This is a genomic window from Massilia scottii (genome assembly GCF_030846495.1).
Taxonomy (GTDB): Bacteria; Pseudomonadota; Gammaproteobacteria; order Burkholderiales; family Burkholderiaceae_D; genus Telluria_A; species Telluria_A violaceinigra.
In genome coordinates this window covers 87505-106204 of sequence record NZ_JAVCWM010000007.1, presented here as the reverse complement: position 1 = coordinate 106204, position 18700 = coordinate 87505, and the positions used below count along the sequence as shown (strand labels likewise).

The 18700-nt window shown below is 65.5% G+C and carries 14 protein-coding genes; 4 read left to right on the top strand and 10 right to left on the bottom strand.

The features are described 5' to 3' along the window. From RBA41_RS11730 to RBA41_RS11715, 4 genes are read left to right on the top strand one after another with little or no spacing between them, the layout of a single operon-like run. The gene (locus RBA41_RS11730) at positions 1-1881 is read left to right on the top strand and encodes a glycoside hydrolase family 13 protein (RefSeq protein WP_306623976.1); all 1881 of its coding nucleotides are present in this window, start codon (positions 1-3) and stop codon (positions 1879-1881) included. Then, positions 1878-4184 carry an amylo-alpha-1,6-glucosidase gene (locus RBA41_RS11725; protein ID WP_306623974.1) on the top strand — a complete coding sequence of 769 codons (2307 nt, stop codon included), beginning with the start codon at positions 1878-1880 and terminating at the stop codon, positions 4182-4184. Before RBA41_RS11730 ends, RBA41_RS11725 begins: the two co-directional genes overlap by 4 nt. Continuing rightward, positions 4184-7042: an MGH1-like glycoside hydrolase domain-containing protein gene (locus RBA41_RS11720; RefSeq protein ID WP_306623972.1), complete on the top strand. Its 2859-nt coding sequence runs from the start codon at positions 4184-4186 to the stop codon at positions 7040-7042. Before RBA41_RS11725 ends, RBA41_RS11720 begins: the two co-directional genes overlap by 1 nt. Positions 7043-7056: 14 nt before the next feature. Beyond that, entirely contained in the window at positions 7057-8115 is a 1059-nt protein-coding gene (locus tag RBA41_RS11715; protein ID WP_306623970.1) for an alpha/beta hydrolase, read from the top strand. A gap of 21 nt (positions 8116-8136) precedes the next feature. On the opposite strand, the gene RBA41_RS11710 is transcribed toward RBA41_RS11715, so the two are convergent. From RBA41_RS11710 to RBA41_RS11665, 10 genes are all read right to left on the bottom strand, one after another. Continuing rightward, a complete protein-coding gene (locus RBA41_RS11710; RefSeq protein ID WP_445352071.1) occupies positions 8137-9648 on the bottom strand; it encodes an ATP-binding response regulator in 1512 nt (503 codons plus the stop codon). A gap of 26 nt (positions 9649-9674) precedes the next feature. After that, a complete protein-coding gene (locus RBA41_RS11705; RefSeq protein ID WP_306623967.1) occupies positions 9675-11057 on the bottom strand; it encodes an ATP-binding protein in 1383 nt (460 codons plus the stop codon). Further along, positions 11057-12073, bottom strand: coding sequence for an ATP-binding SpoIIE family protein phosphatase (locus RBA41_RS11700; protein ID WP_306623966.1), 1017 nt, complete (start codon positions 12071-12073; stop codon positions 11057-11059). Before RBA41_RS11700 ends, RBA41_RS11705 begins: the two co-directional genes overlap by 1 nt. Next, positions 12070-12483 (bottom strand): anti-sigma regulatory factor, encoded by a 414-nt coding sequence (locus tag RBA41_RS11695; protein ID WP_229413385.1) that lies wholly within the window; start codon positions 12481-12483, stop codon positions 12070-12072. Before RBA41_RS11695 ends, RBA41_RS11700 begins: the two co-directional genes overlap by 4 nt. Positions 12484-12508: 25 nt before the next feature. Further along, complete coding sequence (locus RBA41_RS11690) at positions 12509-12865, bottom strand: STAS domain-containing protein (protein WP_306623964.1); 357 nt, start codon at positions 12863-12865, stop codon at positions 12509-12511. Positions 12866-12868: 3 nt separating this feature from the next. Continuing rightward, a complete protein-coding gene (locus RBA41_RS11685; RefSeq protein WP_306623962.1) occupies positions 12869-13735 on the bottom strand; it encodes an STAS domain-containing protein in 867 nt (288 codons plus the stop codon). A gap of 498 nt (positions 13736-14233) precedes the next feature. Further along, positions 14234-15967, bottom strand: coding sequence for a methyl-accepting chemotaxis protein (locus tag RBA41_RS11680; protein ID WP_306623961.1), 1734 nt, complete (start codon positions 15965-15967; stop codon positions 14234-14236). 114 nt (positions 15968-16081) lie between these two features. After that, positions 16082-16603, bottom strand: a complete 522-nt coding sequence (locus RBA41_RS11675; protein WP_306623960.1) for a GNAT family N-acetyltransferase — start codon at positions 16601-16603, stop codon at positions 16082-16084. Then, on the bottom strand, positions 16600-17136 hold the full coding sequence (locus tag RBA41_RS11670) for a GNAT family N-acetyltransferase (protein WP_306623959.1): 537 nt from the start codon (positions 17134-17136) through the stop codon (positions 16600-16602). Before RBA41_RS11670 ends, RBA41_RS11675 begins: the two co-directional genes overlap by 4 nt. Positions 17137-17234: 98 nt before the next feature. Continuing rightward, positions 17235-18509 carry an amidohydrolase family protein gene (locus tag RBA41_RS11665; RefSeq protein ID WP_306623958.1) on the bottom strand — a complete coding sequence of 425 codons (1275 nt, stop codon included), beginning with the start codon at positions 18507-18509 and terminating at the stop codon, positions 17235-17237. Positions 18510-18700 lie beyond the last annotated feature (191 nt).

Genomic DNA, 18700 nt, shown 5'->3' with positions numbered 1-18700 from the left:
ATGACCCCAGCAGGACGCCGCACGCCCCTACTCCGACTATTTGCCGTTGCTGCCCTGGGAAGCGCCGCCGCGCTGGCCGGCGCCGCGTCCCTGCCACCCGGCCGCATCGCCCACCTCGAACCGCCCTCTTGGTGGACCGGGATGCGGCACAACAAACTCCAGCTGATGGTCCACGGGGAGCGCATCGCCGATACCCGCCCCGCCATCGACTATCCGGGCGTGCGCATCGACGCGGTCACCCAGGTCGCGAACCGCAACTACCTCTTCATCGACCTGCTGATCGGGCCTGACGCCAGACCGGGTACATTCGACATCCTGTTCAAGGAGGGCGCCCGCACCATCCGCCACCCCTACCAACTGCAGGCGCGCGACGCCGGATCGGCCCAACGCCAGGGCTTCGGCAGCAAGGACGCCATCTACCAGATCATGCCCGACCGCTTCGCCAACGGCGACCCGGCCAACGACAACGTCCCCGGCATGGCCGACCAGGCCAACCGCGCCTCGGGCACCGGCCGCCACGGCGGCGACCTGCGCGGGGTGGCCGACCATCTGGACTACATCGCCGCCATGGGCTTCACCCAGATCTGGCCCACGCCGCTGGTCGAAAACGACATGCCGGCCTACTCCTACCACGGCTATGCGGCCACCAACCATTACCGCATCGACCCGCGCTACGGCAGCAACGAGGACTACCGCCGGCTCTCGGCGCAGGCGCGCAAGAAAGGCATCGGCATCATCCAGGACGTGGTGCTGTCGCATATCGGCAGCCACCACTGGTGGATGAAGGACCTGCCAAGCCCCGACTGGACCACCAACGGCGGCACGTTCACGCCCACCCAGCACCATCGCGTATCGGTGCAGGACCCCTACGGATCGCAGCAGGACCGCGCCAACTTCACCAAGGGCTGGTTCGCCAGCAGCATGCCGGACCTGAACCAGGCCAACCCGCTGGTGGCCAACTACCTCATTCAGAACAACATCTGGTGGATCGAGTACGCCGGCTTGTCCGGCCTGCGCATCGACACCTACGGCTACTCCGACAGCGCCTTCCTCACCGAGTACACGCGGCGCCTGATGGCCGAGTACCCCAATCTGAACCTGGTGGGCGAGGAATGGCACAAGTCGCCGGCGGTGGTGTCGCACTGGCAGCGCGGCAAAGTCAACTTCAACGGCTACATCAGCCACCTTCCCAGCCTGATGGACTTTCCAATGGCCGAGACCATCCGCGCCACCCTCGCCGCCACCGATCCCGCACCGGGCTTCACCGACGTCTACGAAATGCTCTCGCAAGATCATTTGTATCCCGACCCCGGCAATCTGGTGCTGTTCGAGGGGAATCACGACATCGCGCGCACCTTCAGCGTGGTCGGCGAAGACCTCAAGCTGTACAAGATGAGCCTCGCCATGCTCATGACCTTGCCGCGCATACCTCAGTTCTACTACGGCACCGAGGTGCTCATGACCAGCGAAACCAAGACCCGCGACGACGCCAGCTTCCGCCAGGACTTCCCGGGCGGCTGGCGCGCCGACGCGGCCAGCGCCTTTACCGGCGATGGATTGAACGCGCAGCAGCGCGAGGCCCAGGCTTTCGTCAAGAAGCTGGTCAACTGGCGCAAGTCGCACAGCGTCATCCACCACGGGAAGACCATGCACTACGGCGCCGAGAACGGCACCTGGGTTTACTTCCGCTACGACGGCAAGAACAAGGTCATGGTGGCGCTGAACAAAGGCGACAAGGACGCCGTGCTGCCGTTAGAGCGCTTTCACGAAATGCTCAAGGGCGCCAAAAAAGGTACCGATGCCATCACCGGTGCCACCCATGCCTTCGCAACGGCACTGACCCTGCCGGCCCGTTCGGCACTGATCCTGGAGATTGAATGAAGTACCTGATTACACTGGCGGCCGCCATCGCCATGCCAATTACCGCCGCTGCCGGCAAGCCTGGCGTGGACGCCTTCTTCGACGCCATGGCGATCGGCGTCCCACCGGGCCAGCAATCGCAGTTCGTGGTGGGCGACAACCTGGCGGGCTACTTCGAGGGCTACACCCAGAGCTACGACAGAGGTGCCGGCTACACGATCAGGAATGCCTCCGTGTTCGAGGGCTACGCCACGTTCGTGAACCGCACGCCCAACGAACGCACACGCTCCAGCGAACAGGTTCTCCCTTACGGCCACCGGGTGCGCCACGCCGGCGGCGCCATCGAGGAAATGGCGCTGCTGTCGAAAAAGCACGCGCTCGCGATCCGCCTGACCAACCCGGCCGACGCCGAGCTGACAGTGCAGGCGCTGCTCAAGGCGCCGGGCGCCATCCGCCGCGACGGCGACGTGATCGTCGTGGCGCCAGCCGATGCCACGGGTCTTTTCACCGCCCTCGCCGCCAACCGCCCCTTCGTGCTGGGCGACGGCCTTGCCCTGCGCAGCGCGCAAGCGGTGCGCGACATGACGGTGGTCGTGGCCTTTGGCGACACCGCAGCCCAGGCCAGCGAACGCGCCCTGGCGCAGGTGAAGCTTGAGCCGATCGACGCCGAACGCAAGGCACTATATGAAGCGCTGACCAAAAGCTACCTGTCCACCAGCGACGCCGAATACAACAAGGCGCTCAACTGGGCCAAGGCCGCCAGCCGCATGTTCGTAGTCGAGGAATTCGGCACCGGCATCTGGGCCGGCCTGCCGTGGTTTCGCGACAACTGGGGCCGCGACACCTTCATCGCGCTGCCCGGTACCCTGCTGGTATCGGGCCAGTTCGACGACGCCAAAGCCGTGCTGTCGAACTTCGCACGCTACCAGAACCTGCGCGCGCCGCGCGACAAGGAGTACGGCCGCATTCCCAACCGCGTTGCGGCCGGCGACAGCATCATCTACAACACGGTCGACGGCACGCCGTGGATGCTGCGCGAAGCCTTCGAGTACATCCAGTACACCGGCGACAAGGCCTTTGCGCGCCAGATGTACCAGCTCGCCCTGCCCTACTTCGACGGCGCCCTCGCCAACTACGCCGACCGGGACGGCCTGCTGGCGCACGATTCGGCCGACACCTGGATGGACGCGCGCATCGACAACAAGGACCCGTGGTCCGCACGCGGCCCGCGCGCCGTCGAAATCCAGGCCCTGTGGCACACCGCCCTCAAGACCGGCGCCTGGCTGGCCACGCATGCCGGCGACACGGCCCGGGCGCGCCAGTGGAACGCACTGGCCGCCAAGGCGCGGCGCAGCTTCTTCAAGCTGTACTGGGACGGCAGCATCATGGCCGACCGCCTGCGCGACGACGCCAGCCGCGATACCAAGATCCGTCCCAACCAGCTGATGCTGGTGTCCATTCCGTTCGACGACTTCATCCCACCCGTGGTGCAGGCGCGCGTGACGCGCAACGCGGTGTCCGAACTGCTCTACCCCTACGGCATTGCTTCGCTGAGCCAGAACGATCCCTACTTTCATCCGCGCCATGAAAACCCGGCCTTTCACCACAAGGATGCAGCCTACCACCAGGGCACCATCTGGGGCTGGAATGCCGGCTTCACGGTCACGGCGCTGAACAAGTTCGGCTACCAGGACCTGGCCTGGAAGTTGAGCCAGAACCTGGGCCGGCAAATTCTCGGCCTCGGCACACTGGGGAACATGAGCGAACTGCTCGACGCCCTGCCCGGCGACGACGGCAAGCTCACACCATCCGGCACCTGGGCGCAGTCATGGAGCGTGGCCGAGTATGCGCGCAACGGCTACCAGGACTACGTCGGCTTCCGGCCACGCCTGCTCGAGAACACGCTGGCCTTCACGCCGGCGATCCCCGCCGCGTGGAGCGATTTCCATGCGGCCCTGCCCTTCGGCGCGGCCGACAGCATCGACATCGATTTCCATCGCGTGGGCAAGCAGCAGCACTGGAAGTTGCGCCTGAACGGCGCCGCGCCGCGCAAGGTGTCGTTCAACTTCCTGAACGGCGACAAGAGCCGTTCGCAGCTCGCGTTTGAACTCGCTCCCGGCAAACCGGCCCTGCTGGTGACAGATGGCGGCAAGGCCACGGTCAACGGCAAGCCGCTCGCGGTGCGCCCGCGCCAGGCCAGCTATGCCGGCGAGATCGGCGAACTCGTTTTCCAGACGCCCCGGCGCTACCGCGCCGGCGACTTCCCCATGCTCGAATCGAAGGATGCCTTGAAGGGCATCGTCGAACGGAAGGAATACCGCTGATGTTCAAGACCACCCACCTGCTCGCCGCCGTCCTGTTCTCGGCCAGCGCCGCCAGCATCGCCGGCGGCGGCACGCTGGCCGCGCCCATGTACCTGCGCGGCGGCTTCAATGGCTGGGGCCTTGACCACCCGCTGGCCTACAAAGGCAACGGCGTGTACGAAGCGGAGATCCTGGTCAGCCCCGGCTACCACGGCTTCAAGGTCGGCAGCAAGGACTGGTCGGCCGAATGGGTGATCGACCCGACCGCCAGCGTCACCGTCGCCGCCGGCGCCAGCTACAAGATGCAGCCCCGGCCCGGTCCCGAGGACTACCTGTTCGTCAAAAAGACCTCGACCTGGCGCTTTTCCATCGACGCCTCCGACCCGGCAGCGCCGCTGCTGCGCGTGGCGCAATCCGGCACGCCGCCCGCCAGCACGGCCGATCCGCACCAGGGCCACGCCATCAGCAGCGCCAGCGAATACCGCATCATCGACGGCGCCACTGCCACGGTACGCTACTCGACGCCGGACGCGGATGCGGCGCTGCGTAGCTACACCCAATCGACCACGATGCCGCTGCGCGACCCCGGCCCGCAATCGGCCACCTATCGAGAGGCCGCAGGCCGGCCCACGGTGCGCAGCGGCAGCCTCGCCTTCGACGCGCTGTTCGCACTGGCGCTCGATGAAATGAAGCAGAACGCGGTCGCGCAGATCAAGGATGGCAACTACAACGGCGCCAGCGCCATCGACTGCGACTGCTTCGAAACCGGCGAAAAATGGCACTACGTCTGGACACGCGACCTGTCGTACGCAGCCGACCTGGGGCTGGCGATGCTCGACCCGGAGCGGGTGCGCAACTCGCTCGACTTCAAGCTGTCCGGCTACCGGCCCGGCATCGGGCGCGCGCCGCAGGTGGCGGGCAGCGCCGATGGCCTGCAGATCATCCAGGACACCGGCAGCGGCGGCAGCTGGCCGGCCAGCACCGACCGCGTGGCCTGGGTGCTCGGCGCCGAAGCGGCGCTCAATAATTTGCCGCCGGCGCAGCGCGCACCGTTTGCGGAGCGCGCCCTGAAAGCGCTGGTCAACACCCTGGAAAACGACCGGCTGGCCGCGTTCGACGCCGCCTCCGGCCTGTACATGGGCGAACAATCGTTTCTCGACTGGCGCGACCAGAGCTACGCCGCCTGGATCGTCGGCGACCTGGCCTCGCTGGCAAGCTCGAAAGCCCTGTCGACCAACGTCCTGCATTACAAGGCGCTGACCCTGGCCGCATCGCTGGCGCATGACAGCGGCGACCGCGCACGTTCGGCCAGATACGCAGGCTGGGCCGCGGCGCTCAAGCGCAGCATCAACGAACGCCTCTGGCTTGAAGACGCCGGCATGTACAGCAGCTTGAGCGCGCCCCACTTCGACGGCGCGCCGATGCATAAATTCGACTGGCTCGGACAAGCGCTGGCCATCGTCACCGGCGTGGCCGACGGCGAACGCGCGCGCCGCATCCTGGCCAGCTATCCGCACGGGCCGATGGGCGCACCCGTGATCTACCCGCAGCAGCAAGGCATGCCGGTGTACCACAACCGCGCCATCTGGCCGTTCGTCACCGCCTACGGCCTCAAGGCCGCCAGCCTGCGCGCCAACGTCAGCGTGGCCGACGCCGCATACGACACGCTGATGCGCGGCGCCGCGCTGAACCTGTCGAACATGGAGAACCTGGAGTGGATCTCCGGCCAGCCGCTGCTGCTCGATGAACAGCAGCCGGCACTGATCGGCCCCGTGATCAACTCGAAGCGCCAACTATGGTCGGTCGGCGGCTATCTCGGCATGGTAATCGGGAACGTGTTCGGCATCAGCGTGACAGGCAGCGGCATCGATGTACATCCCTTCATCACCGCCAAGCTGCGGCGCGAGACGTTTGGCGGGGCCTTCGTCATCACCCTCAATAACCTGACCCTGCGCGGCAAGCGCATGAACGTCCGGATCGCACTGCCTGCCGCCAGCAAGGAAGACGGCTATTATCCGGTCAAGAGCATCGCCATCGGCGGCGTGCCGGCAGCGGCTTCGCTCACGTGGCAGCAGCTGCCCGACAACGCCACCATCGAGATCGCGCTCGGTCCACTGCAAGAAGGCGACCAGCAAATCCGCCGTGTCGACGCGGCGCCCTACGCCGAAGGGCCCGACGTTTTCGGGCCGCGCGAACCGGGCATCGCCAAGGGCACTGAAGCGGCCACGCTGCGGATCGATGCGAACGGCAATGGCGCCGGCACCGTGTACAACGTCTACCGCGACGGCAAGCTGGCTGCCGCCAGCGTCGCCGCCGGCGCCTGGAGCGACCGCGATGCGCCGGCGGCCGCGTGCTACGCTGCCGAGGCGCAGTTTGCCGCTTCGGGCAATCGCAGCCACCACAGCGTGCCGCACTGCACCGGCACGGTGATCGAGATCCCCCTGATCGGCGCCGCCCTTGCGCAGACGCCGCTGAAGAACTGGGGCAAGCCGGGCGAGCGCCTGCGTTTCGGCGCGGTCCGGGTCGCGCAGGCCGGTGAGTACGGCGTGCAGGTGCGCTACCATAATCGCGCCAACCAGATCAACCTTGGCATCAGCGGCGGCGTAAAATGGCTGGTCCTGAAAAATGCCTCCGGCCGCATTGCGGCGCAGGGCGTGGTGCAGCTGCCGCACGCGCGCATCGACAAGACCGGCACGCCACCGGTGCTGTCGACGCCTTTGCGCACGCGCCTCAAGCCAGGCCTGTACCGGCTGGAGATGAGCGACTTCTATAATATGAGCTACCTGCAAAGCAACAGCACCTTCAGCGCGGCCGGTGGTGCCGAAGGCCTGTCCAACAAGTTCGATGTGTACGGCGCGCGGCTGCTGCGCCTGAAGTAAAAAAGGAAAACGCAATGACACTGGCACGAGTTACGCTGGCCGCGGCAAGCCTGCTGCCGCTGGGCGCGGGCGCCACCACGGTGCGCGTCCATTACGAGAGCCCGAAGGATGGCATCACCATCCGTGGCGACAAGGGTCCGATGTCGTGGTCGAAGGGCGTCGCCGCCAGGAGCGACGACGGCAAGGTATGGACCTATACCTGGCCCGACGACCTGGGCGACGTCGTCATGAAGCCCGCCCTCGGCGATGAAAAAATCGCCATCGGCGGCACCTACAAGCTCGCCGCCGGCAGCACGCGCGACATCTATCCTTTTTTCGGCGCGCCGTTCGGCAAGGTGAAAATCATTCCCGGCTTCGCCTCGCCCCAGCTCAAGAACAGCCGCAATCTGCGCGTCTACCTGCCGCCCAGTTACGATGAAAATCGGGCCAAGCGCTATCCCGTGCTGTACATGCACGACGGCCAGAACCTGTTCGACGCAAAAACCGCCGCCTTTGGTGTCGAATGGGGTGTGGACGAAACGGTGAACCGGCTGGTCGCCACCGGCATCATGGAAGAGATCATCGTGGTCGGCATCGACAATACGCCCGAACGCATCGCGGAATACACGACCTGCTGCGACCCGCAGTACGGCGGCGGCCAGCTCGACACCTATCAGCGCTTCGTGGTCGACACCGTCAAGCCGTATATCGACAGCACGCTGCGCACCATGCCGGCCAAGGAATCGACCGCCATCATGGGCTCCTCCCTGGGCGGCATTGCCTCGGTCTGGATCGCGCAGAAAAATGCGGCGGTGTTTTCAAAGGCGGCGTCGGTGTCCGGTTCGTTCTGGTGGAACAAGCAGGAATTCGTCACCAGCCTGCCGCCACGCCTGCCGGTCAGGTTCTATCTCGATGCCGGCACCGTCAAGGATGGCCTTGAAGATACCGTCAAGATGCGCGACGCGATGCTCAAACAGGGCTACCGCCAGGACGCCGACCTGTTTTACCACGTGGCCGAAGGCGCAACCCACAACGAAAAATCGTGGGCCGCGCGCGTCGACAAGCCGCTCACGTGGTTCTTCCCCTGGCAGTAGGCGACCAGGCAGCTGTGGCGGTCAGCGCTTGCGGCGCTGCAGGTCGAGCGACGTGACCTTGGCGAAATCGATCGGCTTGACGATATGGTCGTCGAAGCCGGCCTCCATCGCCTGCTCGCGATCGCGCGCCTGGCCGTAGCCGGTCAGGGCCACCAGCACCGCGTCGTCCATGCCGGGCAGTACGCGCATTTTGGCCGCTACCTCGTAGCCGCTCATGTCGGGCAAGCCGATATCGAGGAATACATAGGTCGGCCTGAACTCGGCCGTGCGGTCGAGCGCCTGCTGGCCGTTGTACGCCACCTTCACATCATGGCCGCTGATGCCGAGCAGTTCGGCCAGCATGTCGGCCGCGTCGACGTTATCGTCCACCACCAGGATGCGCGCGGCGCTGGCGTCATCGGCGCCCGGCACGGCGGCGCTATCGTCAGCGCTGCCGATAGCGTCGATCGGCAGGCGCACCTCGAACACGCTGCCCTGGCCTACCCCGGCGCTGGAGGCGCTGACGGTTCCATGGTGCAGGGCGACGAGCGTGCGCACCAGCGACAGGCCGATGCCCAGGCCGTCCTGCACCCGGTCCGGCGTAAAGCCATCCTGCGCGAACAGGTCGAAAATGTAATCGAGCTTGGCGGCGTCAATGCCGATGCCGTTATCCGCAATGCGGATCAGGATTTCCTGTCCGATCACCTCGGCCGAGAGCTTGACGACTCCTCCCGGCGGCGTGAACTTGAAGGCATTGTGCAGCAGGTTGCCGACGATTTGGGCCAGCCGCACATGGTCGCCGCTGAGCCACACTTCATGCGCCGGCAGCCTCACGTCGAGCGCCTGGTTGCGGCTTTCGGCGATGTGCGTCACCGACTCGCGCGCGCTGCCGATAAAGGTCTGCAGTTCCACGCGCTCTTCGTGCAGCGTGATCTTGCCCTGCGAAATACGGGCCACGTCGAGCAGGTCTTCCACCAGCCGCACCAGGTGGCCGGTATGGCGCAGGATGGTCTGGCGTGCCTTGTCCTGGCGCTCCGGCACGTTCGGGTCGAGGCGGCACAGCAGCTCGACCGCGTTGCGGATCGGCCCCAGGGGATTGCGCAGTTCATGCGCCAGCGTGGCCAGGAATTCGTCCTTGCGGCGGTCGACATCGCGCAGTTCGCGTTCGACCTTGCCCAGCCGGAGCAGCGCCTTGACGTTGGCGACCAGTTCTTCCGGCTCGATCGGCTCGAACAGATAATTATCGGCGCCGCCTTCGAGCGCCCTGATCTTGTCGGCCACGCCGATGTACGAGGCCGACGTTTGCAGCACCAGCACGGCGCGCGTGTCGGGGTCGGACTTGAGCAGGCGGCACACTTCGAAGCCGTTAATGTCGGGCAGCTTGACGTCGAGCAGAACCAGGTCCGGCTTGTCTTCGCGCGCGCGCAACAGGGCCGAGTTGCCGTCGGCGGCCTCGATCACCGTGAAACCGGCACGCGTGAGGATGCGCGACTTGGCGTAGCGCGCCCCTTCGCTGTCGTCGACGTTGAGGATCAGGGAATCGGCAAATGGCATGGACTGCATGGTGGACCTCAATCCGGTTAGTAGGAATACGGCGGTACGGCGGCATTGCCTCCCTCTGCCGTGTAGGTGAGCGGGATCGACACCCAGAATACGGAACCGGCGCCCGGCACGCTGTCGACGCCGACCGACCCGCCCAGCAGGCCGGCCAGATTACGGCACAGCGGCAAGCCCAGGCCAGTGCCCTTGACGCGCGTCTGCAGGCGATTTTCGATCTGGCTGAACTCCTCGAAAATGAGTGCCTGGTCCGACTCAGCGATTCCGAGCCCGGTATCGGACACGCTAAAGTGCATCATACCCTGCTCCGGCAGAAGGACCGCACGGACCGTGATATCGCCCCGTTCGGTGTACTTGATCGCGTTCGATATGAAATTGCGCAGGATCTGCGACAGCTTGCCCTGGTCGCTGTGCAGCGCCAGCTCCGCTTCCGGCTCCTGGAACGTCAATGCCAGCTCGGGACTATGCAGCAAGGGCCGCAGCAGGCCGCGCAAGGTGCTGAACATGTCGGCAACCAAAAAGCGCTCGGCCCGCACATCGACCTTGCCCGCTTCAATCTTGGCCAGGTCGAGCAGGTCGTCGACCATCTCGTTCATGGCGACCGTGCCCTGCAAAATGTAGTTGACCTGCTTCTCCTGCTCGCCCGACAGCTCGCCGTCGGCGCGCGCCAGCAGCAGCTTGGCCAGGGCCCGGATTGAACTCAGGGGGGTGCGAAATTCGTGGCTCATGTTCGACAGGAAGCGCGACTTCATCTGGTCGGCGTGGCGCAGGTGCTCAGCCTTCTCGTCGAGCTCCGCGTACAGGACCTTGACGGCGCGGTTGTTCTCTTCGAGTTCGCGCGTCAGCTGCAGCAGTTCCTCCTGGCGCGCCTTGAGTTCATCGAGGGTACCGAGCAGTTCCTGGTTTTGCAGCTGCACTTCGCCCAGCATCGAATCGGGCGCCTGCGCGTTGAGGTGGACGCACATGTCGCCCACCATGCGCGCCGTCATGCGCGGCACGTCGCTGGAAAAGCGTTTTTGCAGCACGATCCGGGTGCCGCTTTCGCGCGCCGTGCTGATGTCGCAACGGTCCATCAGACGGCGCGCGCCCAGGATGCCCAGGCCCATGCCGGTCGATGACTGATAGCGCCCGGACAGCACCAGGTCCAGGTCGGCGATGCCGGGGCCCTGGTCGTCGATGCGGATTTGCAGCGCCTGCACGCCGTCGGCATCCTCGATCGAAAACTCGACCTTGCCGCCGTGCGCGTAATTGAAGACATTACGCGCCAGTTCGGACACCGAAGTCGCGATGCGCACCTGGTCCTGCATGGCGAAGCCGCACAGCACCGCGATCTCGCGCGCCCGCTGGCGGGCCCCGACCACGTCGAGCTCGGTGCCAATCGCGATCTTGAGGATCCGTAGCGACATTACCGGGGCTTCCGTTCGCGCACCACCAGCACGCTGGCGTCGTCGCGCTGGCGCGCGAAATCGCGGTACATTACCGCCGCGATCAGGGCCGGATGGCGAAACACCAGGCCGGGATAGGCGTCGAGGTCCCAGCGCGTTCCCAGGCCATCGGAATGCATGATCAGCATCGCGCCCGGCGTCCACGGATGGGTGAACGTCTGCACCTTGCGCAAATTGCTGCCGACGATGCCGTTGTGCGACATCAGGTGGCGCCGCGTGCCGCCATCGAAGATGCAGCCGGCAATATTGCCGATGCCGGCGAACGTCAGTTCGCCGGCGTCGTCATCGATCGCCGCCAGGGCCACCGCGGCGCCGCGGGTGCCGCGCAGCGCGCCATGCGCCAGGTGCATCAGTTCCGACACGCCCACGGCGGCACGTTCGACCACCAGCGCGACCGCCGCCTCGGACGCGACGGCCGCTTCCGGGCCGTGGCCCAGGCCATCGGCCATGCCGATCGTCAGGCCCCGGTTGGCGAAACCGAAGTCCCAGGCGTCGCCGCACACGTCCTCGCCCGGCATCGGCAGGCACACCGCGCCCACTTCCCAGTCCGACACGGGGGCGCTGGCGGCGCCGCTCCAGACGATCATCAACAGTACAGTGCCCTGGCCCTCAACCGAATAGATATCGAATTCCGGCGCCAGGCGGCCGATGGCGCCCAGTCCCACGCCGTACGTGCCGACGGTGGAATTGCCGTCTTCCATGCGCAGCGCCACGTTGGCCATGCCGGGACCGCGATCGAGCGCGATCACTTCCACGCCGGCGCGCTCGCCCGCATGCAGCGCGCGCAGCAGGATCTCGCCTTCGCCGGCATGCTTGACGATGTTGGTGGCCGCTTCGGTGATCACGATGGCCAGCTGGCCGGCGCGCGTTTCGTCGAACCCCAGCTGGCGCGCCAGGGTGTTGCCGGCGCGCCGGGCCGATGCGATTTCGCTTAATTCGCCTACGTGAAACGCCGCTTGCCTGCCTAATCTATTCAAAACAGCTTCCATTTCGCGATAGTGACGGTAGTACCCTTGCCTGGCGCGCTGTCGAGGATAAAGTCGTCGGCCAGGCGGCGCGCGCCGGACAGGCCCAGGCCCATGCCGCCGCCGCTGGTGTAGCCGTCGGTCAGGGCCAGGTCGATATCGGCGATGCCCGGCCCCTCGTCGATGAAGCTGACCTTGACGCCGCGCTTGCCGCCGCGTTCGACCAGTTCCAGTTCGGCGCGTCCGCCGCCGCCATAGCGCAGCGTATTGCGCGCCAGCTCGCTGGCCGCGGTGACCATCTTGGTTTGTTCGATCAGGGAGAACTTGAGTGCGACCATCTCGTCGCGCACCAGCTTGCGCAGGCGGACCACATCTTCATCGGTGACCAGCGGCGCGTGGACCAGGCCATCGGCGCCGCTCACGGCACGCCCCGCCGCTGCGCGGCGGTCATTCCCGGTCCTGCTGCAGCAGGGCCAGGCCGCGTTCAACGTTCAGGGCCGTGCTGACGCCGTCGAGCGTCAGGCCCAGCTCCACCAGCGTGATCGCCACGGCCGGCTGCATCCCCACCAGCACCGTGCGGGCGTCGAGAATCCGGGCCATGGCCGCCGTGTGGCTGATCATGCGGCCGATGAAGGAGTCGACGATGTCGAGTGCAGAGATATCGATCAGCACGCCCGTCGCGCGCTCCTTGACGATGCGCGCGGTCAGGTCGTCCTGCAGGGTCATGGCCAGGCGGTCGTGCATGTCGACCTGGATCGTCACCAGCAGCAGACGGCCCATTTTCAGGATGGGGATGCGTTCCATGGCTCAGCGCACGTTCTGCGGATGGGTGATGGTCGAGCCGGTGCGCTTGAGCGCCACGACGAAGGCATCGGCCAGGGTGGCCTTGGTGACCACGTCTTCCAGATTCACCCCGAGGTGCACGATGGTCTGGGCGATCTGCGGGCGGATGCCGCTGATGATGCAGTCGGCGCCCATCAGGCGGGCGGCGGCGATGGTCTTGAGCAGATGCTGGGCCACCAGGGTGTCCACGGTCGGCACGCCGGTGATGTCGATGATCGCGATCGAAGCGCCGGTGTCGACGATTTTCTGCAGCAGGTTCTCCATCACCACCTGGGTGCGCGCGCTGTCGAGGGTACCGATCAGCGGCAGGGCCAGTACGCCTTCCCACAGCTGCACCACCGGCGTGGACAGTTCCAGCAATTCCTGCTGCTGGCGCAGGATGACCTGCTCGCGCGCCTTCTGGTACACCTCGATGGTAAACAGGCCGAGGCGGTCGAACAGCGCGCTGGTGGCGGCGGTTTCCTCGACCAGCTGGATCGGATTGTCGGCCAGCGCGGTGCGCAGGTAAGCGAACAGCGGCTCTTTCAGCGCGAAGATGAAGCTGGCGGTCTCGATCGACGAAAAGCCCTGGCGCACGCGCGCCTGCGAGATGTCGGTCAGCATGTGGCGCGTGTCATCCCAGGCGGCCGCTTCGATATCGTTGGTGGTGCTGCGGTCGAGCGCCTGCACCAGCAAGGGCAGGAAGCGGGTGGCCTGCTGGCGCAGTTCGGCCTCGGCGTTTTTATCGCGCCGGATCATCCGCGTCATCAGTCCCGACAGCCAAACTTCCAGCAGCTCATTTTCATACTTAGTGATAATTAACGCTAACTGCGGGCTTTTGTCGGTGCTCATTGGATCCTTTGAGGGATAGTGCGGCTGAGAATGGGAAAGCAATAGGCGGACCGGTCCCGGTCGCCGTGATGTTCTTCGCATTATATAGATACTCGACAAGCAACCGTGCACAATTAGTAAAACCTTTCCCCCACACATCGCCACACCGAAGCGCGCGCATTCCTTATGGAAATCACATGTCCAAACGGAGCAAATCTGCCTCACAACATTTCTTAATTGGGGTCAGACCTCTGAATCGAAACATTTCCTAATTGGGGTCAGACCTCCGAATCGAAACATTTCCTAATTGGGGTCAGACCTCCGAATCGAAACATGTCAAACGGAGGAGCAGGCGATGCTGCAGCGATGAAGTGATGGGGAAGCGAGGGGTAAATGCGGCACAACCGGCGGCCGGTGCCGGCTGTGCGAGCAAAATGTTACGAGTCAGAGCTCTGACCCCAGTTAAGAAATGTTTCGAGTCGGAGGTCTGACCCCAGTTAAGAAATTTTGCAGTGGGCTTTAGAACTCTTCCCAGTCGCTTTCGCCAGCCGGCACGGGCCGCGCCGCGGCCGGTTTGCTGGCGGACAGACGAGCTGCCGGGGTCGCCGCACGCGGCGCCGGGGCACGCCCCGTCGGCCCGGCCCGCCGTACCGCGCGCGCCGCCGGCGCCGCCGCCATGTGCCGCTCGCCGATCTTGAACACGCTGACCGCTTCGGCCAGGCTGGCCGCCTGCTGCTTCATCGATTCCGCCGCCGCGGCCGCTTGTTCCACCAGCGCCGCGTTCTGCTGCGTGACCGCGTCCATTTGCCCGATGGCATCGTTGATCTGGTCGATCCCCACGTTCTGCTCGCCGCTGGCAACGGCAATCTCGCCAATGATCGCGGTGACCCGCTGCACGCTGGCCACCACTTCTTCCATCGTGCTGCCGGCCTGCCCCACCAGCTTGCTGCCGGTTTCGACCTTGTCGACCGAGTCGCCGATCAGGGTCTTGATTTCCTTGGCCGCCGCCGCCGAACGCTGTGCCAGGTTGCGCACTTCGGAGGCCACCACGGCGAAGCCGCGCCCCTGCTCGCCCGCCCGCGCCGCTTCCACGGCGGCATTCAGGGCCAGAATATTGGTCTGGAAAGCAATGCCATCGATCACGCCAATGATGTCCACGATCTTTTTGGACGATTCGTTGATCGAGCCCATGGTGTGGATAACCTGCGCCACCGCATCGCCGCCGCGCACCGCCACCACCGAGGCGTCGCTGGCCAGCTTGCTCGCCTGGCCGGCGTTTTCGCCATTCTGCTTGACCGTCGAGGTCAGTTCTTCCATGGCCGAGGCGGTTTCTTCGAGTGAACTGGCCTGCTCTTCGGTCCGCGCCGACAAGTCCTGGTTGCCATCGGCGATTTCGCTCGAGGCCGCCGCGATCGCATCGGTCCCGGCGCGCACCTTGCCGACGATCTCGGCCAGGCTGTCGTGCATGTCCTTGAGCGACTTGAGCAGCATGCCGATTTCATCGTTGCCGCGCGCCACGATCGAGGTCGACAGATCGCCGCTGGCCACCGTGCGCGCAATGTTGACCGCTTCGTTGAGCGGCCCGGTAATGCTGCGCACCAGCCAGACCATGATCACCGCGCCGACGACCACCGTGACCAGCACGATCACCAGCAGCTCGATGGTCGCAAGCCGTTCGCCGGCGGCCTGCTCCTTGGCCATGGCCACCGTCAGCGCGCGCGATTGGGTGCCGATGTAGGTGACGATGGCATCGATTTTCTGGGTCGGCTCGCGGTCCATGCCCTTGACCAGCTTGTCGACGGTTTTGTAGCTCTCCGGATCGGCGCCATCGAATTTTTGCAGCGCGCCCAGGTAGTTCTTGCTCAATTCCTCGGTGGCCTTGATGGCCTCGTCGACCAGCGGCGTGCGCATCCCCAGTTCGCCGAGCACGGCGTTGACCTTGCTCAGCTCGGCGCGGGTGGCCTCGCCGCTCTTGCGAAACGAGGCCGTGTACTTTTCCAGCTGGGCCGCGTCCGAGCCGCGCAGCAGGATATTCTTCCATTCCTGCACCTGGATCTTGAATTCGACCTGGGCACTGCGCGCCATGTCGACCGCGTCGGTCAGTTTCGCGGCGCGCTGCAGTGCCAGCGCACTGCTGGCGTTGGCACCGGATAAAGCCGACCAGGCGCCCAGGCCGACCAGCAGCAAGGCGGCGAAAAAGAAAACGCCGAGCGCGCTGAGGCGCACGGCAATTCGGAGGTTGGCGAGTTTCATGGTCTCTCTCGGGATGGTTGCGTTGGCGCCTGTAAAGACGATTGCTCTGCAAACTCATCATGCACGCGTGAAAGACAAAAAGAAATGCGTTTCCGTTAACTGGGAACAAGTATTTCAGGCAGTTGCACACAGTTCCATCGTGTACAGCCGGGTGCCGGGATCTTCCGGTGTAAGGTGGACAATCTTTTCGAAACGCAGGCCCAGTTTTTCGAGCAGTGCGCTCGACGCGGTGTTGTGGGGCGAGGTGATTGCCAGCAGGCGCGCCATCCCGAGCGTATCGCGCGCATAGGCGAGCGCGCCCTCGGCCGCTTCCAGCGCATAGCCCTGGCCGCGCCAGGCTGGCAGGAAGGCGTAGCCGATATCGACCTCGGGCAGCGTTTCACGCTTGATCAGGCCGCACATGCCGATCGCCACCCCGCTGTCCTTGAGCGCCACCAGCCAGATCGCATGCCCGAGCGTTTCCTGCATCTTCACCGGACCGTTTTCGATGTGCAGGCGCGCCGCCTCCAGCGTGCGGATGCCGCGGTCGCCGATGTTGGCGATGAAGCCGGGATCGTTGACCACCTCCAGGTAGAACGGCGCATCGGCCGCTTCCACGGTGCGCAGCGCCAGGCGCGCGGTCTCGAGGATCTTCATCGCAACGGCGGCGCCGGCCAGTCGGCCGGATCGCTGAGCAGCTGGTACATCACGTAGGCGTCCACATAGCCCAGGCGCGCGTGGCGGAACGATTTGGGCAGGGTGCCGATGATCGCGAAGCCGAGCTTTTTCCACAGCGCGACGGCGGCCAGGTTACTGCTGATGACGTAATTGAACTGCATCGCCAGATAGCCCTGGCGGCGCGCTTCGTCCAGGCTGTGCCGGCCGAGCAGGGTGCCCACGCCGGCACCCTGCGCCGCCGGGCTGACCATGTACGAGGCATTGGCCACGTGCGCGCCCAGGTCCATCTGGTTCGGCACCAGCTTGTACATGCCCAGCACGCGCTGGTCGCCGGCGACGGCGACGAAGCTGGTCGAGCGCGGGTTGAACCAGTAGTCGGCGCAGGCCGCCCTGGACGTGCCCGGCGCGAAAGGATAGGATTCGCCGGCCTCGATGACGGCCTCGAAAATCGTCCACATCGCCTCGATGTCGGTAGCGGCGGCTGGGCGGATCTGGATCTGATGCTGGCTCACGCGGCCTCCCGGTTGAACGTCGCGCCTGGTTCATGTTTCGACAAGATTTGCCTTGACGAGTGTAGCACCGATGCCGCCCTGCCCGTCAAGCCGTCACCCTAGCGCCCGAGACGGAAATCGATGGTGGCCGCGCGCCCCGGCAGGTTCAGGGTGGCGCGCGCGCGCGGCGCTTCGCTCACCACCACGCCGCGCCGGATCACCATGCGCCGCGCCGCGCGCAGGCGGATCGCTTCGACCGTGCTGGCAGCGTCGAGCAGCACCAGGTCGGCGTGGCAGCCCGGCGCGATGCCATAGCCTTCCAGCCCGAGGATGCGGGCCGGGACCTCCGTCACCGCCAGGAAGCACTGGTGCATCGCGTCCTGCCCCGTCATCTGCGCCACGTGCAGGCCCATATGCGCCACTTCCAGCATGTCGCCCGAACCGAGGCTGTACCAGGGGTCCATCGCGCAATCGTGGCCGAAGGCGACGTCCACCCCGGCCGCGATCAGTTCCGGCACGCGCGTCATGCCGCGCCGCTTGGGGTAGGTGTCGTGGCGGCCCTGCAAAGTGATGTTGATGAGCGGGTTGGCGATCGCCGCCACGCCCGCCTCGCGGATCAGCGGCAGCAGCTTGCTGACATAGTAGTTGTCCATCGAGTGCATCGAGGTCAGGTGCGAGCCGGCCACCCGGCCCTGCATTCCGAGGCGCTCGGTCTCGAAGGCCAGCGTTTCGATATGGCGCGACATGGGGTCGTCCGATTCGTCGCAGTGCATGTCCACCCGCAGTCCCTGCTGCGCCGCGTATTCGCACAGCAGGCGCACCGAGGCCGCGCCTTCGCTCATGGTGCGCTCGAAATGGGGAATCCCGCCCACCACGTCCACCCCCAGCCTGACGGCGCGCTTGAGGTTTTCAAAGGCGCTGGCGCTGCGCAAGATCCCGTCCTGCGGAAACGCGACCAGCTGCAGGTCGAGATAGGGCGCCACGCGGCGCCGCACTTCCAGCAGCGCTTCGACCGCCAGCAGGCGGTCGTCGCAAATGTCGACGTGCGAGCGGATCGCCAGCAGGCCGCGCGCGACCGCCCAGTCGCAATACTGCATGGCGCGTTCGACCAGCGCATCCTGGGTCAGGCCGGGTTTCAGTTCGCCCCACAGCGCGATCCCTTCGAGCAGGGTGCCGGTGCGGTTCACGCGCGGCAGGCCGTAACTGAGCGTGGCGTCCATATGGAAGTGGGCGTCGACGAAGGGCGGCGTGACCAGGTCGCCCTCGGCGTCGATCTCGTGCACACCCTGCACGGCCAGGCGCGGGCCGACGGCGGCGATGCGCCCGCCCTCGACCGCGATATCAATCTGGTGGCGCCCGTCGGGCAGGCTGGCATTGCGGATAACGAGATCCATCGAAAAGCTCCTTGGGAACGGCGGCGTCTTACGATTGTAGCGAGTTCGGCCGCGCTTGGGTCGCGCGGACACGTGTTTGCCATGCCGCTGTCATGCCAAATACATAAATGCTGCGATGCAAGAAAATTTTCCTGAGCACGGTTGAAAAACTGCTTTTCAAGGCAAGCATTCATGGATAGACTTAGCAATAT

Excerpts from the sequence above, each read along its gene's own strand:
- RBA41_RS11730 (WP_306623976.1), top strand. The coding sequence starts at position 1 with ATGACCCCAGCAGGACGCCGCACGCCCCTACTCCGACTATTTGCCGTT.
- RBA41_RS11725 (WP_306623974.1), top strand. The coding sequence starts at position 1,878 with ATGAAGTACCTGATTACACTGGCGGCCGCCATCGCCATGCCAATTACC.
- RBA41_RS11720 (WP_306623972.1), top strand. The coding sequence starts at position 4,184 with ATGTTCAAGACCACCCACCTGCTCGCCGCCGTCCTGTTCTCGGCCAGC.
- RBA41_RS11715 (WP_306623970.1), top strand. The coding sequence starts at position 7,057 with ATGACACTGGCACGAGTTACGCTGGCCGCGGCAAGCCTGCTGCCGCTG.
- RBA41_RS11710 (WP_445352071.1), bottom strand. The coding sequence starts at position 9,648 with ATGCCATTTGCCGATTCCCTGATCCTCAACGTCGACGACAGCGAAGGG.
- RBA41_RS11705 (WP_306623967.1), bottom strand. The coding sequence starts at position 11,057 with ATGTCGCTACGGATCCTCAAGATCGCGATTGGCACCGAGCTCGACGTG.
- RBA41_RS11690 (WP_306623964.1), bottom strand. The coding sequence starts at position 12,865 with ATGGAACGCATCCCCATCCTGAAAATGGGCCGTCTGCTGCTGGTGACG.
- RBA41_RS11685 (WP_306623962.1), bottom strand. The coding sequence starts at position 13,735 with ATGAGCACCGACAAAAGCCCGCAGTTAGCGTTAATTATCACTAAGTAT.
- RBA41_RS11680 (WP_306623961.1), bottom strand. The coding sequence starts at position 15,967 with ATGAAACTCGCCAACCTCCGAATTGCCGTGCGCCTCAGCGCGCTCGGC.
- RBA41_RS11675 (WP_306623960.1), bottom strand. The coding sequence starts at position 16,603 with ATGAAGATCCTCGAGACCGCGCGCCTGGCGCTGCGCACCGTGGAAGCG.
- RBA41_RS11665 (WP_306623958.1), bottom strand. The coding sequence starts at position 18,509 with ATGGATCTCGTTATCCGCAATGCCAGCCTGCCCGACGGGCGCCACCAG.